This window comes from Nocardia sp. NPDC059154 (assembly GCF_042755705.1).
Taxonomy (GTDB): domain Bacteria; phylum Actinomycetota; class Actinomycetes; order Mycobacteriales; family Mycobacteriaceae; genus Nocardia.
This window is the reverse complement of record NZ_JBHZCS010000011.1, coordinates 144,552-160,208: the sequence shown is the minus strand read 5'-3', so window position 1 is coordinate 160,208 and position 15,657 is coordinate 144,552. Positions and strand designations below refer to the sequence as shown.

Below are 15,657 nucleotides of genomic sequence, written 5' to 3'. Positions count from 1 at the left end.
CCCCTACCGACGAACGGAGTACCCATGTTTCTCGTGACCGGAGCCACCGGCACCGTCGGCCGCGCGGTGGTCGATCGGCTGCTGGCCGACGGTCTGCCGGTGCGGGCCGTCACCCGCCGCCCCGAGGCTGCCGGCCTGCCCGCCGGTGTGGAGGTCGTGCGCGCCGATCTCGGCGACGCGGACAGCCTGCCCGCCGCGCTGACCGGTGTCCGCGGCGTCTTCCTGTCGAGCGCGGGCCCCGAGATCCCCACACACGATGCGAATCTCGCCCGGGCTGCGGTGGCTGCGGGGGCTGAGCACATCGTCAAGCTGTCCTCGGGGCGAGCCGGTGACGCGGCCGCGACCGACCCGATCCCCGCCTGGCATCGCGCCGGCGAGGACGCGGTGCGCGCGAGCGGGGTCGAGTGGACCATCGTGCGCCCCATGGGATTCATGTCCAACGTGCTGCACTGGGCGCCCTCGATCCGCGAATCCGACACCGTCCGTGCGCCTTTCGGCCAGGGCCGCATCGCGGTGGTGGATCCGCGCGATATCGCCGCCGTCGCTGTCGCGGCGCTCGCCGACCCGGCGCGCCATGCCGGTCAGGTCTACACGGTCACCGGTCCGCAGGCGCTCTCCCCGGGCGAGCAGACCGAGACCCTCGCCGAAATCCTCGGCCGCCCACTGCGATTCGAAGAGATCTCGGCCGACCGGGCGCGGGCGGATCTGCTGCGCTTCGGGGTGGAGCCGGAGCTGGCCACGGCCATCATGGCCCTGCGCGCCACGGCACTGGAGTCCTTCACCTCGGTGGTGCATCCGACGGTCGCGGAGGTCACGGGCCGGTCACCGCGAACCTTTCAGGAATGGGCTCTCGATAATCGTGCGGAATTTACTGGCGCACAATAAGAATTGTTGCCTCCGAATAGCGAAAGGTGCTGCGTCGCCATTGACGCAGCACCTTTCCATTTCTTCCGGTATGGGAAGGAGATTCGGGTTATTTGCCCCAGGATTCGATGAGGGCGGCGTTGGACTGGAGGACCTGGTTGTACTGGTCCTGCACGCCGAACTGCTGGGCGAGGCCGCCGGCAACGCTCTTGGCCTGGTCGATGACGGCCTGGCGATCGGTCGGGAGGGCGGGGACGGGAGCCGGGGCTGCGGGCTCCGGGGCGGCCTGGGGCTCGGGTTCGGTGACGCCCGCGCGCAGGTACTGGCCGCACACCGGCCAGGCGCCGGCACCCTGGGTGGACAGCACGTTCTCGGCCACGCGGATCTGCTCGGTCTTGCTGGCGCTGGAAGCGAGGCCGGCGCCGCCGTTGGCGGCCCAGGTGCTCTGCGAGAACTGCAGACCGCCGTAGTAGCCGTTGCCGGTGTTGATACCCCAGTTGCCGCCGCTCTCGCACTGGGCGACGCCGTCCCAGTCGTGGGTCGGGGCGGCGGAGGCGGTTGCGGTGAAGCCGAACGGGACGGCAACAAGTGCGCCGGTGACGGCGGCGAAGCCGAGGACGCGAGTGTTGATCTTCCGGTTCTGTTTCATGGTGTTTTCCCTCCCTGTGCCGACCGGCCCGGCGCAAATGCTCCGCCGTGTCCCTGTCCCCAGGAGTCGGGGTGCCCGACCGCGGGACAGGGTTTCCGGAGTGCAGCGGTTCGGGTCGGAGCCCATCTCAGGTTTGATCCGGGCCGCAACTGACGATAACGAGTAAATCTCGACAGATCACGTCTTGATAACTTCAGAATTGCATGAAGCGAATGACCCGAAAAACGGTGTTGATGCAGGTTGGCTATGCTGCAAATGCCAATCCCGAGCGGTCTGTTATCTGGTCGTGATGTGATTCAACTCACCAGGAATTTGTGACTCCGGTCACGTTTCATGCCCAAATGAACGACCAAACATGCGCGCGAGACTCTCAAATGGAAGATTTTCACCCTGATTACTCCGCTTTGAGGGCAACCGTCCGGTCTGATTCGGTCCGCCGCCCTCGCTCACCCGGCTGTCTTCCGCCTCAGAACCTGGCTTGACCAGCCGATTTGGTGCATCTCCTAGCCCGTGTGTAATGTTGTGTTCACCGACGCGGGGTGGAGCAGCTCGGTAGCTCGCTGGGCTCATAACCCAGAGGTCGCAGGTTCAAATCCTGTCCCCGCTACTAAGCGAAAGGGCCCGGAACCATCAGGTTCCGGGCCCTTTCGCATATTCGAGTCTCTCCGTTCATGCCGGCGAGCAGTCAACCTGGTGTGTCGCCTTAGGAGGCCAGGCCGGGGTTCACCACCGGGGTATCAGGGGCGGGCGGGGAGTCGCGCGGAATTTGTGTCAGCCGACCTTGTCGAGGAAGGCCAGGCTGGCGGCGTTGATCTCGTCCGGGCGCTCCTGCTGGATCCAGTGGCCGCAACCCGGCATGACGAGAGGCTCGAGCAGGTTCGGGATGAGTGTGCGCATGACCGACAGGTCGCTGAAGCGGACAGCGGTGTCGAGCGCGCCTCCGGCGAAGAGGATCGGCTGGGGGAGGACGGTGGTGCCGAGGGTGGGGCGTCGGTGCCAGTCGCGGTCGGCGTTGCGGGAGCGGTTGAGGCCGCCGGTGAATCCGGTTCGCCGGTACTCGGTTATGTAGTAGGAGAGATCCGCGTCGGTGAGCCAGGGGAGTGGGGCGGGTGGTTCCGGGATCTCGTTGAGCAGCGCCGCGTTTCGGGGGAGGGTCGTCAACAGGCGCACACCCAGCTCACCCGCGTCGCCGGAGAGGCCGTACAGCATCAGGCGCATGGTTCGCGCGACATCGGCGCCGCAGCCCAAGCGGTTCGCATGCCCCAGTCGTGGCCGACCAGGATCGCGGTCGGCGCACCGAGCACATCCAGCAGGCCCACGACATCGTCCACGTACGCGGTCATGCTGTAGTCCGCTACATCATTCGTGAACCTCTCGAATTCCTCAGCAAGCACACAGACATTTCGGGAGCGGAGCTTGGGTTTCGGCCGTTGAATGGGGTAGTGCTGCAGGACAGCACCCCGTGAGACGGAGTCCCAGGAGGTCCGGTCGTGCACACCGAAGCCATCGAGGTGGGAGATGTCGCCGCTGTCGACGCCGATGCGCAGGCGCGGCTCGGCCTGGTGGCCGGGGCGGGGGTGAGTCGGCTGGGGCGGCGCACGATCAATGCGGACGCGTTCGCCACGTTCACCGATGCCCGGCTCGGGCGAAGCGCTTTCGTGGTGGCCGACGGGGTGGGGGATCATCTGGCGGCGGCCCGGGCGGCGCGGCTGGTGGCGCAGACCGCGGCGCGGGCGGCGGTCGGGGACGGCGCGCAGGCCGGAATCCTGGCGGCGCAGCGGGAATTGCTGCGTGAGCTACCCGAGTCGAGCGCCGACAGCGTGCTGGTGGTCGCGGTGCTGCCGAGCAGTGGTCAGCTGGACGGCCCCTGCGATATCGCCTGGGTGGGTGACTGCCGGGCCTACCGGTGGAACGGCCGCGTGCTGCACCGCACGACCACCGATCACACCGTCGCCGAGTACTTCCGGGCGCGCGGGCACGACCCGCTGCCGGGTATGCGGCATCTGGTCACGACCTCGGTGCGGACCGTGCAGCCGGGCGACATCGGGCGCGCGGCCACCGGATCGAGCGCGGGCAGGCTGCTGCTGTGCACCGATGGGGTGGGTAAAAAGCTCAACATGCCGATCATCAAGTCGATTCTGTCCCACGGGACTTCGGCGGGTCAGGCGGCGGAGGCGCTGGTGGGGACGGCCCTCGGTCGCGGCGGCACCGACAACACCACCGCACTGGTGGTGGACGCGAGCCGCTGAGCCGGGCGGGTATTTCCTCGAATTCACACATTCTGGACGGGTGACCAGGTAGCTTGGGCCCGACTTTGGCAGTGCGCAGTATCGGGGTTCGCCGTGGCAGACAGATCGACATCCATCCGCAGTCGCCTCGGCGGTCTGCTCCGGCGCAAACCGTGGGGATCCACATTCGCACGCGCCTCGATCGTGCTGCTCCTGGTGGTGCCGACACTGGTCTCGGCGGTCTACATGTGGATCATGTGGGATCCGGAGCTGTACCTGAAGCAGATTCCGGTCGCCGTCGCCAGCGACGATGCCGGCGGCATCACCGACGGCAAGGCCCAGAACATGGGCACCGAGATTCTCGACAATCTGGTGTCCAGCGGTGAACTCCAGTTCCACCGGGTCAGCAGCGCGGAAGCGGTACGCGGGCTGCGGGAGAGCCGGTACGCCTTCTCGGTCGTCATTCCCGCCGACTTCACCCGGAACGTGCTGAGCGTGACCGATCCCGCGCCGCAGCATGCCCGGATCATGGTCTGGTACAACGACTTCAACGGCACGCTGGGACCGGCCGTGGCCAATAGCGTTGTCACCGAGGCGCAGAACCAGATCGCGGCCACCATCGGGCGCGGTTACGCCGGTCAGATTCTGGTCGGCGTGAACAGTCTCGGCTCCGGCCTCGGCGACGCCGCCGAGGGCGCGACCCAGTTGGCCCAGGGCACCACGCAGCTCGCCGACGGCTCCGACCAGCTGACCGCCGGACTCGATCAGGCCGCCACCGGCGCGGCGCAACTGGCGACCGGTACGGGCCAGCTCCATACCGGCGCGGTCCAGCTCGCCGACGGCGCGAGCCAATTGGTCACCGGCACCGATCAACTCGGCTCCGGAGCACGGCAGATCCGTGACGGCGTGGACCAGGTCGTCACGCCGCTGCTGGATGCCCTCCAACCTGCCGGACGGTTCGCGGCGCAGCTCGATCCGCTGCTCGACCAGTTGAGCAGGAACCCGGACCCCGGGGTGGCCGACGCGGTCACTCAGCTGAAGAGCCTCATCGGCCAGGTCCGGCCGGACGACCCCGATTCCCTCGTCGGCCAGCTGGCCCAGTTGCGCGACGGCACAAAGGAATTGGCCCGGCAGCTCACCGATCCCAAGGCCGACTACCGCTCCGGCGTGCTGGCCCTCGCCGACGGCAGCGCCCAATTGCGTGACGGCACAGCACAACTCGGCAGCGGCGCGAACGATCTGTCCACGGGCCTGGACCAGCTGGTCGCCGGCGGCCGCGACCTCCGGGCGGGCGTCACCCAATTGGGCGACGGCGCAACCCAGCTCGACAACGGCCTGCGCGACGGTGCGGCCGCCGCACCCCACATCGCCGACCCCAACGCCTCGGCCGACGTCATGGCCCAGCCCGTCACCATGGACATCCGCAATCAGGAACCCAGCCAGCTCGTCCGCGACGGCGACCGTAGCCACAAGGAGATCGCCCGCGGTGCAGGCCCCGTGCTCGTCGTGATGGGCTCCTTCCTCGCGGCCATCGTCCTGTGGATGCTGGTGCGCCCCTTGCGCGGAGCCGCCCGCAGCCGCTCACCCTGGCGGCGCGCCGCGGGCCCCGTCCTGCGCGGCACCGCGGTCGGCGCGGCGTGCGTCATCGCCCTGTCCGCCCTCGCCGCCGGTTACGGCAGCTGGCTCGGCTGGTCCCCGCAACAGTGGCCCGCCATGGTCGCCGTCATCGCCCTGGTCGGCCTGGTGGCAGCGGTGACGGCGCAACTGTTCGTCGTGCTCTTCGGCCGCGTCGCCGGTTCCATCGCGGCCTTCTCCTTCTATATGTTCCAAATCTTCGCCTTCGGCGGCGTCTTCCCCGCCGGCACCACCCCACTCCTGTTCCGCCCCTTCAAAGACATCGCCCCCATGACCTTCGCCCGCCGAGCCATCATCCGCACCGACATCGCCCTCTACGACCGGATGTTCTGGATCTCCATCACGGCCCTGCTCCTCATCCTCGCCGCCGCCCTGGCGATCATGATCGCCGCCCGCTACCTCGCCGCCTCCGTACCCGATCCGGCCCCCGCCGACCGCACCCCCGAACCCCTGCACCCGATTCCCTCCCGACCCTGAAAAACGGCTCTGACCAGTCGATTAGGTTCCCTTCCCTACTCGTGTGTAATGTTGTATTCACCGACGCGGGGTGGAGCAGCTCGGTAGCTCGCTGGGCTCATAACCCAGAGGTCGCAGGTTCAAATCCTGTCCCCGCTACTAGGGGAAACGGCCCGGAACCAGTAGGTTCCGGGCCGTTTTCGCGTTGATTTGGCATCACGTTCTCCAGCGTCCGGTGGTCGTCTTCGGCGTGTCCTGACCATTTGAAGTCGGATCCGTGGCCGTCGACGGTTTGCCCGGGCTGGTGTGCTGCCAGGCCCGTACCACGCCCGGCCAGGCCAGCATCCACACTGCCGCCATCGCCGCGACATTACCCAGCATCGACCACGAGTAGCGGTCGGCACTTGCGCACGGTCGATCCGTGCGATTCGGTCAGTTCGTAGGATGGGTAAAGCTCCTCCGGGAGGAACGTCTAGCCGGAGGTGGCATGCTGCGGGGCGCGAAACGCCCGCTCGTCGGGCGGTATCGGGAGCTGGAGGCGCTGGACCGCCTGCTTCGCGAGGTGCGCGACGGGCGCAGCGGGGTTCTGGTGCTGCGGGGTGAGGCCGGGGTCGGCAAATCGGCGCTTCTCGATCAGCTGGCCGAACAGGTGACGGGCATGCGGATCGTGCGCACGGTCGGCGTCGAAGCGGAGTCCGATTTCGCGTATTCAGCGCTGCAACGACTCTGCGCCCCCCTGCTCTCACAGCTCGACCGACTGCCGCAGGTGCAGCAGGACGCGCTGCGGGTCGCGTTCGGCCTGTGCGCGGGACATCCCCCCGAGATGCTGCTGGTCGGGATGGCGGTTCTGGGTTTGTTCGCCGAGACAGCGGCCGAGACTCCGCTGTTGTGCCTGATCGACGACGCGCAATGGCTGGACCTGATGTCGCAGCGGATCCTGGCGTTCGTCGGGCGGCGGCTGGAGGCCGAGTCGGTGGCCATGGTCTTCGCCGAGCGCGCCACCGATGGGAGGTGTGCGGAAGAGCTTTCCGGTCTGCCGGACCTTCCTGTGCACGGGCTCGCCGACGCGGACGCCCGGGCGCTCCTCGACAGTGTGTTGCCGGGGCCGGTCGACGCCCGCGTGCGGGACCGGATCGTGGCGGAGACCGGTGGGAATCCGCTTGCTCTACTGGAGCTCCCTCGCAGTCTGTCGTCGACCGAGTTGGCCTTCGGCTTCGGCGGTCCCGGCGGCGCGCCGATGGAGACCCGGCTCGAAGACACCTTCCGTCGACGCATCGATTCGCTGCCGGACGACACCCGCATCCTGTTGCTGGTCGCGGCAGTCGAGCCCGTCGGGGACGGCCCGCTGCTCGGGCGTGCCCTCCGCGTACTCGGCATAGGGCTCGAAGCCGCCGCACCGGCCGAGGCCGCAAACCTGATCACCCTGGGAACTGCGGTGCGGTTCCGGCATCCATTGGTGCGCTCGGCGCTCTGGCGCGGTGCCGATGCCGCCGCCCTGCGTGCGGCGCACCGGGCGCTCGCCGAGGCCACCGACGCCGAGCGCGACCCTGACCGGCGGGCCTGGCATCGGGCCCACGCCGCGGCGGGGCCGGACGAGCAGATCGCCGCCGCGCTGGAACGCTCGGCTGATCGAGCCCTGGCGCGCGGTGGCCGAGCAGCGGCGGCGTCCTTTCTCGAACGGGCCGGCGCGCTCACTCCCGACTGGGAGGAGCGGGCGCGGCGGGTGCTGGCGGCGGCCGGGACGTACCTCGCGGCGGGCGCGCCGACCCGGGTACCCGACTTGCTCGCCGCCGCCGAGCTGGGGCCGCTGAACCGTCGGCAGCAAGCGGAGGTCACCCGGCTGCGAGCCATGGCGTCGTACCTGGCCAAGCCAGGGTTCGGTGCGGTCGAGCCGCTGCTCGCGGCCACGAACCAGCTCCGGGATCTAGACCCCGTAGCCGCTCGCGCGACCTGCCTGTCGGCGCTCGGTGCGGCCATGTGGGCGGGCCGAATCGAACCCGACGGGCTGCGGCGGACCGCCGAGACGGCCCACGGCCTGCCGCCCGGCGACGACATGGCGGGAGTCTTCCTGCGCGCGTTCGTCACTCTGTTCGTCGATGGTCCCGGCGCGGCGGTTCCCTTCCTGCAGAAGGCACTTGGTGACTACGTCACCGACGGCGACCCGGGGGTGCTGTGGCTGGCGGTGGCCGCCGCGGTGGAGTTGGGCGACCTCCACACCTGCCTGAGCATCACGGAGCGCGTGGCCGCTACCGCGCGGGCCACCGGCACGTTGTCGCTCATCCCGACCGCATTGACCTACCGCACGATCGCCCTGATCCACGCCGGGCGATTCGCCGAGACGCGGGATCTGCTCACCGAGATCGCCGCCGCCGAGGAATCCATGCGCCTGAACCCGTCCACGATTGCCCCGGCCATGCTCGCCGCCTACCGAGGAAACGAACGACAGGCGTTGGCCGCCATCGAGATCCTGGCGCGTGACGGTGAACAGCGCGGCCTGGGCCGACTGCTGGGCGTCGCGGGCTGCGCGCGGGCGGTGCTCCACAACGGTCTCGGAAACTATTCGGGCGCACTGGAAGCCGCTCGTTCTGCCCTGGAGTATCGGGACTTCGCCCTGCACCACTGGGCGGTGTGCGAACTCGTCGAGGCGGCGGCTCGCACTGGAGAGCAGACCCTCGCGGCCGAGGCACGCGAGCGACTGGCCGACTGGGCTCGGACGGGCACACCCTGGGCCCATGGCGCGCACGCCTTGGCCGAAGCGCTCACCGAGGCAGCCGGATCGGCTGGGCAGACCGAGGACCGCTACCGCGAGGCCATCGACCACTTCGGCCAGGGCGGGCTCGGTGTGCTCGAGGCCCGAGCCCGGCTGCTTCTGGGAGAATGGCTGCGCCGCCGGAACCGGCGGGCACACGCCCGCGTCGAGCTGCGCGCCGCATATGACGGGTTCGTGAAAATGGACATGGGGGCCTATGCGGAACGAGCCCGGCGAGAGCTGTTCGCCACCGGTGAGACGGTCCGCAAGCGGACCGTCGGAACGCCGCTGCTGACTCCTCAGGAGGCGCAGATCGCCCGGCTCGCGGCCGCAGGACGCCCGAACGCCGAGATCGGCGCCGAGTTGTTCCTCAGTCCTCGGACAGTCGAATGGCATTTGCGCAAGGTCTTCACCAAGCTGGGGGTCTCCTCCCGTCGCGAGCTCGACGGTGCCCTTCCCGATCGATGACACCGACGACCAGGGATCTTCGGAGCAGGACTAGAAAAGAACCGTATGCAGCTCTCGGCGCGAGCCGATGCCGAGCTTGGCGAACACCTTGCGCAGGTGCCACTCGATCGTCCTGCCACTGAGGAAGAGCTCTGCCCCGATCTCCGCGTTCGAACGCCCATCCCGCGCGCGCTCGGCAATCCGGCGTTCCTGCTCGGTCAACTCACCCGTCGACGGAGCGGACTTTTGCGGTACCGAAACGCCGCACGCGGCGAGTTCGAGGCGCGCACGTTCAGCGAATGCTTCGGTGCCGATCTGAACCAACATCGAGTGCGCCGTGCTCAATTGTCCACGGGCTTCCACCAATCGGTCCTGTCCGCGCAGCCATTCGCCGTAGAGCAAATGCGCCCGGGCCAGCGCGACAGCGCCCCGGCTGCGGCCGAGCCGGTCGATCGCCTCACGGTAGAGCTCGTCGGCCGTGGAACCTTCGCTCAGCAGGGCACGTGAGCACACCTCGACGCCCAGCCCCCACTCGGTCGCGCTGGGCGCGGTGGTTCGGACGAGTCGATCCATAGCCTGCTCGGCCGATGCCCGATCACCGCAGCGGATCGCCGCCTCGACCAGCTCACTCGAGGCCCAGGCCGCGAACGCGGTCTCCCCGGGGTGCGCGGCCGCCAGCGCGGCGGCGTTCCTGGCCTCGGCAAAACGGCCGAAACCGTTGTGCAGGACAGCCTTCGTGTAATTGATCAGGGTGAATCCGAGGCCCTCACCTCGTTCGGCCGCGGTAACCGCGGCAGCCTCGATCAGATCGCGGGCGGATGGGTGGCCGCGCCAGGCGGCCACCGCCGCGATGTCGTAGGCCGGACGGGCGATTCCGGTCGCCTCAGCGACGATCCTGGACTCCGCGAGCAGGTCGGCCGCCGCCTGAAACTCGCCGGCATGCAGATGTGCTGCGATCCGCTGCGTCATCACAACCGGCAACATCGTCAGCGCGCCTGTCTCCCGGGTGTGCTGGACGTTCCGCTCGGTGATGGCCTCCCAGGCCGCGTCATCCCAGATCTCGTACGAGCCGTGCGCGGCGATGATGAGCCAGCGCGTCGCCTTTTCGCCCGGTAGGTCATCGCGGCGAAATGCGTCCAGAGCCTGCCGTACCAGCGGGGTCCCCTTGGCATGGCCTTCGGTGAACAGCACGGCGTACGCGTCGAGCAGAAGGTCTTGTGCATCCGACGGTCCGGACGGCCGAGGCGCGGTTGCCGCTGCGGCGGCCACGTGCGCCACTGTCACGTTGTCGGCGTACCGCCCGGCCAACAGTGCGTAGCTGAAGGTCTCCAGGTAAGTCTCGCGGGATAGGACCGGGTCGAGCCGTTCGAAGCGCTGTGCCGTTTCCAGCAGCAGTGCCGGGGCACGGGTGGAGTCTCCGGCGGCGAATGCCAGATACCCCCGCAATTGACCGATAAGGGCTGAGCGCAGTTCGTCATGCGGGCCGGACTCCGCCTTGTCGAGCAGGATTCGGGCCTCCTGCGGGGCACCGGCCTGGTACTTGTCCCTGGCCGCGGCGAGTTCACGCTGCGCACGGAGTGCCGGGTCCGCCGTCAATGCGGCCGCGTGCTCGCGAAACGCCGCCGCGGCGGCCAATCCGCCGCGGGCCTGTGCACGGTCCGCCGAGGCCTCCAACTCCGCGGCCACCGTCTCGTCGGGGTTCTCGGCAGCATGGGCGAGATGCCATGCCCGGCGGTCCGGATCGGCCTCCCGTGACGTCGCCTCGGCGAGGGCCCGGTGGATCCGGCGCCTGGCATCCGCGGCGGCGACGTGATAAACGGCGGAGCGCACCAGCGGATGGCGAAACGTGATCCGGACTCCGACAGTGAGCAGCTCTGCTTCTTCGGCGGCGTCCCCCGCCCGGGGGCTCAGCCCGAGGACTGCCGCCGCTCGCCAAATCAGCACCGGATCGCCCGTCGAGTCGGCAGCCGCGAGCAGGAGCAGCTCCCGAGAGTCGGCGGGCAGCTCGGCGATCCGATTCTGGAAGCTCTCTTCGATCCGTCCCGACAGCGCGGAAGCGGCGAACAGGCCGAAACCGCCTGCGAGTCGGTCGGGCGAGGCGAGCGCGAGCTCGCGCAGTGCCAGTGGATTACCCCGGGCCTCGGCGAGGATCGCGGTGCGAGCGCCGCCGTCGAGCGGCCAGCGCAGCGCCGAATTCAACAGTTGCAGAGCGGCATCCGCGCCGAGGCCCCGGACCGTCAGTTCGGTCAAGCCGCGCATGCTCGGAATCGGCTCTCGGCTTGCGATCAGCATGAGGGTCGACTCGGCCCGCAGCCGACGTGCCACGAAGGCGACCACTTGTGCCGATGCGTCGTCGAGCCAATGCGCGTCGTCGACTACGCACAGCAGCGGCTGTTCCCGTGCCGACTCGGCGAGCAGGTTGAGCACGCCGAGCCCGACGAGGAACGGGGTAGGTGTCTCGCCGGCTCGCAAGCCGAAAGTGGTTGCCAGCGCCTCGGACTGGGGCGCCGGCAGCTGATCGACTCCGTCCAAGAGCGGCAGGCATAGCTGATGCAAGGCGGCGTAGGGCAGTTCCATTTCGGACTCGACGCCGGCGACTCGCAAGATTCGGACCTCCGCGCCGGTTTGCCGGGCGTAGTCGAGCAACGCGGTCTTCCCGACGCCTGCCTCACCCAGCATGACGAGCGCGTCGCTACGTCCATCCCGCGCCGCCTTCAGTAGGGCGTCCAGTCTCGCGCACTCGGTGCTTCGTCCAAACAACATCGTGATCTCTCTGCGGTGGATACGCGCGTCTGCCCCAGCTCCTGCCCTTCCAGGGTTTCACCTCGGATTCGAGCCGCTGACCCTGGGGGACCAAACGGTCTGTTTCCCCTACTCATTCGAGAGATCAGCGACGCCGACGCCGACGTGGTCCGCAAGCCGAGTCGAGCCTTCGCCCCGGCATCAATCGGTTCTGCCGAGTCGTCTCCTTGAGTCATTTGACGGTTTCCGCCGGGCTTCCAGTCGGTGATCCTCGAGGGAAACCTCTGTGCCGGCGGCAGATCGCCGGGCGTAACCGGAAGGCCAGTTCGTGAAACAAACCCATGTAGTCCTCATCCACGGTGCGTGGTTCCACAGGTCGTCCTTGCAAGGCTGGGCGCAGCGGTTCACCTCATACGGGTTCGCGGTGCGCATCCCGGCCTGGCCGTTGGAGGACCTTGGGCTCGCAGCGCTCACCACCCATTACGAGAAGATCGTTCGCTCATACGACAACCCGCCGGTTCTCATCGGGCACTCGGCCGGCGGACTCATCGCACAGCAACTCCTCGGCGCGGGTCTCGGCCGTGCGGCGATTGCCGTCGCCCCGTTGCCGGGCGATGGCATACCGCTGAGCAATGCCTCGTGTCAGCCCGGCGGGTGGCGTCTGGATTCCGGACGGCTGCCTCTGACGCTCTTCCGGCACATCGTCGCCAATGCGGTCGGTGAGGCGGAGGCCGTGCAGCTTTTCGAACGGTACGCGGTTCCGGCCCCACGCAGGCTGCTGGCGGACCTCGGGCTCGATTGCCTCGCCATCGGGTCGGCCGACACCGTCGTGAACATGGCCAACCCTGCACGGGGTCCGCTGCTGCTGATCTCCGGGCAGGAGGATCGGATGGTCTCGGATGCCGTCACCCGTTCGGTGTACAAGTTGTACGGCGACTCACCCGCGGTGACCGATCTCAAGCAGTTCGCCGATCGGGGCCACTCGCTCGTATTCGACAGTGGGTGGCGCTCGGTCGCCGATCACGTCCTGACCTGGCTGGCCGCCAACGGCATAGCGGCCATGACGGCAGAAGACTGACCGGTCGGATCAGCCTGCTGCCGTCCGGCTCAACGCATCTCGAAGCGCGGCCCGGCTCGCGACGCCCAGCTTCGGAAAGATGCGGTACAGGTGCGAGCTGACCGTGCGCGGCGACAGGTGCATCCGCTGACCTATTTCCTTGTTCGTCAGGCCGGCGGCGGCCAAATCGGCGATGCGGCGTTCCTGCAAGGTCAACGAGGTCAGGTTCATCAGCGTCGAGGCGCGGGACCCGGCACCGGTGGCGTGAACCTCGACTCGTGCCCGCTCCGCCCAACCTTCCGCGCCGAGCCGCTCGAACGCCTCGGCCGCGGAAACCAGGTATTGCCGGGCTGCCGCCCGCCCCTGGACGTGCCGCACCCGTATCCCGTGGGTGAGCCGGATCCGGGCCAGCTCGAACGGAAAACGTTCGGCATCCGGGTGTGATTCGGCCCGTGCGAACATCTCGGCGGCTTCTTGTTCGCTTTCAGCGGTCATCGCGAGCGCACCGTAAGTGATCAGCGCCAGACGTGGCGATACGTCCGGCAGTCCAGCATCGCGGGCGGCGAGAGCATGAGCGCGGGCTTGGTCGGCCCGGCCGGTCTGGTGAGCGGCCTCGACAAGGTCCAGCAGAGTACGAGAGGCCTGATAGGTGTAGGCGCGGAACGTCCCCGGAGAGGTAATGCCGATGGCATAGAGGTAAGCGGCCTCGTAGTCGCCGGCGCTCAACGCAGCGATCGCGCCCGCGGCGTCGGCAACCTGGGTGAGGAACCCGAGTCCGCGGGGGCGAGCCCACGCGTCGACCTCGGCTTGCAGATCTCGCGCCCGCCCGTATTGTCCACGAAGCGCCGCGAGTTGGGCCAGATACGCGCGACTCTGGGTGGCGAACAGGCCGTATTCGTGCTCTGTCGCAATCGTCAGGACCCGCCGCCCGGTTTCCTCGGCCTCGTTCCACTCACCGACCGCCATCTGGTCGAGCATGATCAGGTGCAGCATGACCATGCCGCTGGTCACGGCGCCCGTCGTCAACTCGCGGTTCACGATGTGCTGCAGGTAGGGCCGGTACTGGCTCAGCACATCGAGGTGATACGCCGCCACGGCCAGGCGCGAGACATCCCAGGGCTCCAGGTCCGGCAGGTTCGCGGTGGCCAGCCCCACAGTCATGGCCCAGTCGGCGCCGTGACGGGTCACATCGCTCCAGACCGCGCTGTACAACCGCTCGCGTTCGGTAACCATTTCGCTCATCGAGGCCAGGAGTTCATGGGTGTGCTCCCAGGTCGCGCGGTCCCCGGCGTACTGACCGATCACCAACAACAGGGTCACCAGCCGGGTTCGGACCTCGTCGGAGCCGCCCGTTCCGCCGTCGCGCAGCTTCACGATTGCCGCGGCGACCTGCCGGTGGGTGGAACGGACGTCCCCATCCTGGTAGAGCGCCTGGTACGCGTAGGTCAGGGCTGAGACCGGCGACTCTGTCGTACCCGGTACCAGGTCGGCGCGGACGAGTCGATCGGCCTGTCCGAGGCGGGCTGCGTGACCGGCGACGAACGCCGCGTCGGCCAATCGCCGGGAACGCTCGTCGCGGTTCGTGCTCAGCTCCGCGGCGCGGGTCAACCAGGCCACGGCCGCCAAGGCACCGCCGCGACGGGTCGCCGACTCGGCCGCGGCTTCCAGGACATCGGCCACCTCTTCATCGGGATCGACGGTCGCCGCCGCCAGATGCGTCGCCCGGCGTTCGAGATTCTCCCGATGGACCTGTGCCAATGTTCGGTGCGCGGCGCGGCGCTGGTTCGGGGTAGCCATCTGCACGATTGTGGAACGCACGAGCGGATGCCGGAACGTGAAGTCGCCGGTGGACGGATCAACGTCCAGCAGCCCGGCTGCCACCGCCTGGTCGGCGTCGCGCATGCGGTAGCGCACACCGTGGACTGTGTCGGAGTCGGACCGTGACCCGGTGCCGTCGAGGGCACCCATCAGAAGTTCAGCCCGCACACCCGCATCCAGGGATTCGATGCGCGTGCCGAACAGACGCTGCAACCGCCGGGTCAGCGACACACCTTGCGGACCGAAGTCTTCCAGTGGCGTGTCGCCTGACTGTCCGGCAAGGTGGGCGGGCATCTCCAGCAGTGCCAGTGGGTTGCCCTGCGCCTGCTCCAAGACCGTACGGCGGACGTCCTTGCCCAGATTCGGGTAATGCCGGTCGAGCAGGCGTCCCGCGTCCTCGTCGGGAAGGGCGGCGATAGGCAGCTCGGGCAGTGCCGCGGTGTCGAAGCGCGAGGTGATGTCGGTGCGGATCGCGACCAGCAGCTTCACCGAGCTGCCGGTCAAACGCCGGCCGACGAAACCGCAGACGTCGGCGCTGGAGTCGTCCAGCCACTGCCCGTCGTCGAGGACCAGCACCAGCGGCCGCTGTGCGGCGGCGCGTGACAGGAGGGTGAGAACCGCGATGCCCAGCGTCATGACCGACGGTGGATCGCTTCGCACCCCGCCGAATACCGCCTCGAATGCCGCTCGGCTCCCGTCATCCAGCCCTTCGACATCCGCAAGCAGCGGATGAAGGAACTGATGCAGCCCGGCGTAAGGAAGGTTCGACTCCGCTTCGACCCCGGCGGCCCGGACAACGGTGCAACCCGCTTGCTCAGCGAGTGCGACAGCATGGTTCAACAGCGAAGTCTTGCCGACCCCGGCGTCGCCACGCAAAACGAGAGCCTGGCCCGTGGTGGACATGGTGAACGCCAGCAGCTCCGCCTGCTCGGCCGCTCTGCCCACCATCGTCGTGTCGGTAGATTCCATGCCAGTCGGTCCTCTTCCACGATTGCTGCGAACTTGCTTCTCG

At 68.5% G+C, this 15,657-nt stretch carries 11 protein-coding genes and 2 tRNA genes; 7 read left to right on the top strand and 6 right to left on the bottom strand.

Annotation, left to right across the window (positions count from 1 at the left end; genetic code table 11):
• Positions 1-24: 24 nt before the first annotated feature.
• Positions 25-885 (top strand): NAD(P)H-binding protein, encoded by an 861-nt coding sequence (locus tag ACFXN1_RS12965; protein WP_379445613.1) that lies wholly within the window; start codon positions 25-27, stop codon positions 883-885.
• 88 nt (positions 886-973) lie between these two features.
• On the opposite strand, the gene ACFXN1_RS12960 is transcribed toward ACFXN1_RS12965, so the two are convergent.
• Complete coding sequence (locus tag ACFXN1_RS12960) at positions 974-1,513, bottom strand: transglycosylase family protein (RefSeq protein WP_379445614.1); 540 nt, start codon at positions 1,511-1,513, stop codon at positions 974-976.
• Positions 1,514-2,046: 533 nt separating this feature from the next.
• Between ACFXN1_RS12960 and ACFXN1_RS12955 the strand changes: the two genes are divergently transcribed.
• Positions 2,047-2,120, top strand: a tRNA-Met gene (locus ACFXN1_RS12955).
• Positions 2,121-2,284: 164 nt separating this feature from the next.
• Here the strand turns inward: ACFXN1_RS12955 and ACFXN1_RS12950 are convergent.
• Positions 2,285-2,722 (bottom strand): alpha/beta fold hydrolase, encoded by a 438-nt coding sequence (locus ACFXN1_RS12950; protein ID WP_379444702.1) that lies wholly within the window; start codon positions 2,720-2,722, stop codon positions 2,285-2,287.
• Complete coding sequence (locus ACFXN1_RS12945) at positions 2,722-2,856, bottom strand: alpha/beta fold hydrolase (RefSeq protein ID WP_379444703.1); 135 nt, start codon at positions 2,854-2,856, stop codon at positions 2,722-2,724. Before ACFXN1_RS12945 ends, ACFXN1_RS12950 begins: the two co-directional genes overlap by 1 nt.
• Before the next feature lie 147 nt (positions 2,857-3,003).
• Between ACFXN1_RS12945 and ACFXN1_RS12940 the strand changes: the two genes are divergently transcribed.
• The 3 genes from ACFXN1_RS12940 to ACFXN1_RS12930 all read left to right on the top strand — a co-directional run bounded on the left by ACFXN1_RS12940 (position 3,004) and on the right by ACFXN1_RS12930 (position 5,991).
• Positions 3,004-3,762, top strand: coding sequence for a PP2C family protein-serine/threonine phosphatase (locus tag ACFXN1_RS12940; RefSeq protein WP_379444705.1), 759 nt, complete (start codon positions 3,004-3,006; stop codon positions 3,760-3,762).
• A 93-nt stretch (positions 3,763-3,855) separates the two neighbouring features.
• The gene (locus ACFXN1_RS12935) at positions 3,856-5,853 is read left to right on the top strand and encodes a YhgE/Pip family protein (RefSeq protein ID WP_379444706.1); all 1,998 of its coding nucleotides are present in this window, start codon (positions 3,856-3,858) and stop codon (positions 5,851-5,853) included.
• A gap of 64 nt (positions 5,854-5,917) precedes the next feature.
• A tRNA-Met gene (locus tag ACFXN1_RS12930) sits at positions 5,918-5,991 on the top strand.
• Between the two features lie 57 nt (positions 5,992-6,048).
• Here the strand turns inward: ACFXN1_RS12930 and ACFXN1_RS12925 are convergent.
• Positions 6,049-6,213 (bottom strand): hypothetical protein, encoded by a 165-nt coding sequence (locus tag ACFXN1_RS12925; RefSeq protein ID WP_379444707.1) that lies wholly within the window; start codon positions 6,211-6,213, stop codon positions 6,049-6,051.
• 106 nt (positions 6,214-6,319) lie between these two features.
• On the opposite strand from ACFXN1_RS12925, the gene ACFXN1_RS12920 reads away from it, so the two are divergent.
• A complete protein-coding gene (locus tag ACFXN1_RS12920; RefSeq protein WP_379444708.1) occupies positions 6,320-9,049 on the top strand; it encodes an AAA family ATPase in 2,730 nt (909 codons plus the stop codon).
• A 30-nt stretch (positions 9,050-9,079) separates the two neighbouring features.
• Here ACFXN1_RS12920 and ACFXN1_RS12915 read toward each other — a convergent pair whose 3' ends face one another.
• The gene (locus tag ACFXN1_RS12915) at positions 9,080-11,791 is read right to left on the bottom strand and encodes an AAA family ATPase (protein WP_379444710.1); all 2,712 of its coding nucleotides are present in this window, start codon (positions 11,789-11,791) and stop codon (positions 9,080-9,082) included.
• Positions 11,792-12,098: 307 nt separating this feature from the next.
• Here ACFXN1_RS12915 and ACFXN1_RS12910 point away from each other — a divergent pair, with 307 nt between their 5' ends.
• Positions 12,099-12,848, top strand: coding sequence for an alpha/beta hydrolase (locus ACFXN1_RS12910; protein ID WP_379444711.1), 750 nt, complete (start codon positions 12,099-12,101; stop codon positions 12,846-12,848).
• 9 nt (positions 12,849-12,857) lie between these two features.
• On the opposite strand, the gene ACFXN1_RS12905 is transcribed toward ACFXN1_RS12910, so the two are convergent.
• The gene (locus ACFXN1_RS12905; RefSeq protein WP_379444712.1) at positions 12,858-15,614 is read right to left on the bottom strand and encodes an AAA family ATPase; all 2,757 of its coding nucleotides are present in this window, start codon (positions 15,612-15,614) and stop codon (positions 12,858-12,860) included.
• Positions 15,615-15,657: the final 43 nt, after the last annotated feature.

Coding starts and splice junctions, on each gene's coding strand:
- ACFXN1_RS12965 (WP_379445613.1), top strand. CDS start 25: ATGTTTCTCGTGACCGGAGCCACCGGCACCGTCGGCCGCGCGGTGGTC.
- ACFXN1_RS12960 (WP_379445614.1), bottom strand. CDS start 1,513: ATGAAACAGAACCGGAAGATCAACACTCGCGTCCTCGGCTTCGCCGCC.
- ACFXN1_RS12950 (WP_379444702.1), bottom strand. CDS start 2,722: ATGCTGTACGGCCTCTCCGGCGACGCGGGTGAGCTGGGTGTGCGCCTG.
- ACFXN1_RS12945 (WP_379444703.1), bottom strand. CDS start 2,856: ATGACCGCGTACGTGGACGATGTCGTGGGCCTGCTGGATGTGCTCGGT.
- ACFXN1_RS12925 (WP_379444707.1), bottom strand. CDS start 6,213: ATGCTGGGTAATGTCGCGGCGATGGCGGCAGTGTGGATGCTGGCCTGG.
- ACFXN1_RS12920 (WP_379444708.1), top strand. CDS start 6,320: ATGCTGCGGGGCGCGAAACGCCCGCTCGTCGGGCGGTATCGGGAGCTG.
- ACFXN1_RS12915 (WP_379444710.1), bottom strand. CDS start 11,791: ATGTTGTTTGGACGAAGCACCGAGTGCGCGAGACTGGACGCCCTACTG.
- ACFXN1_RS12905 (WP_379444712.1), bottom strand. CDS start 15,614: ATGGAATCTACCGACACGACGATGGTGGGCAGAGCGGCCGAGCAGGCG.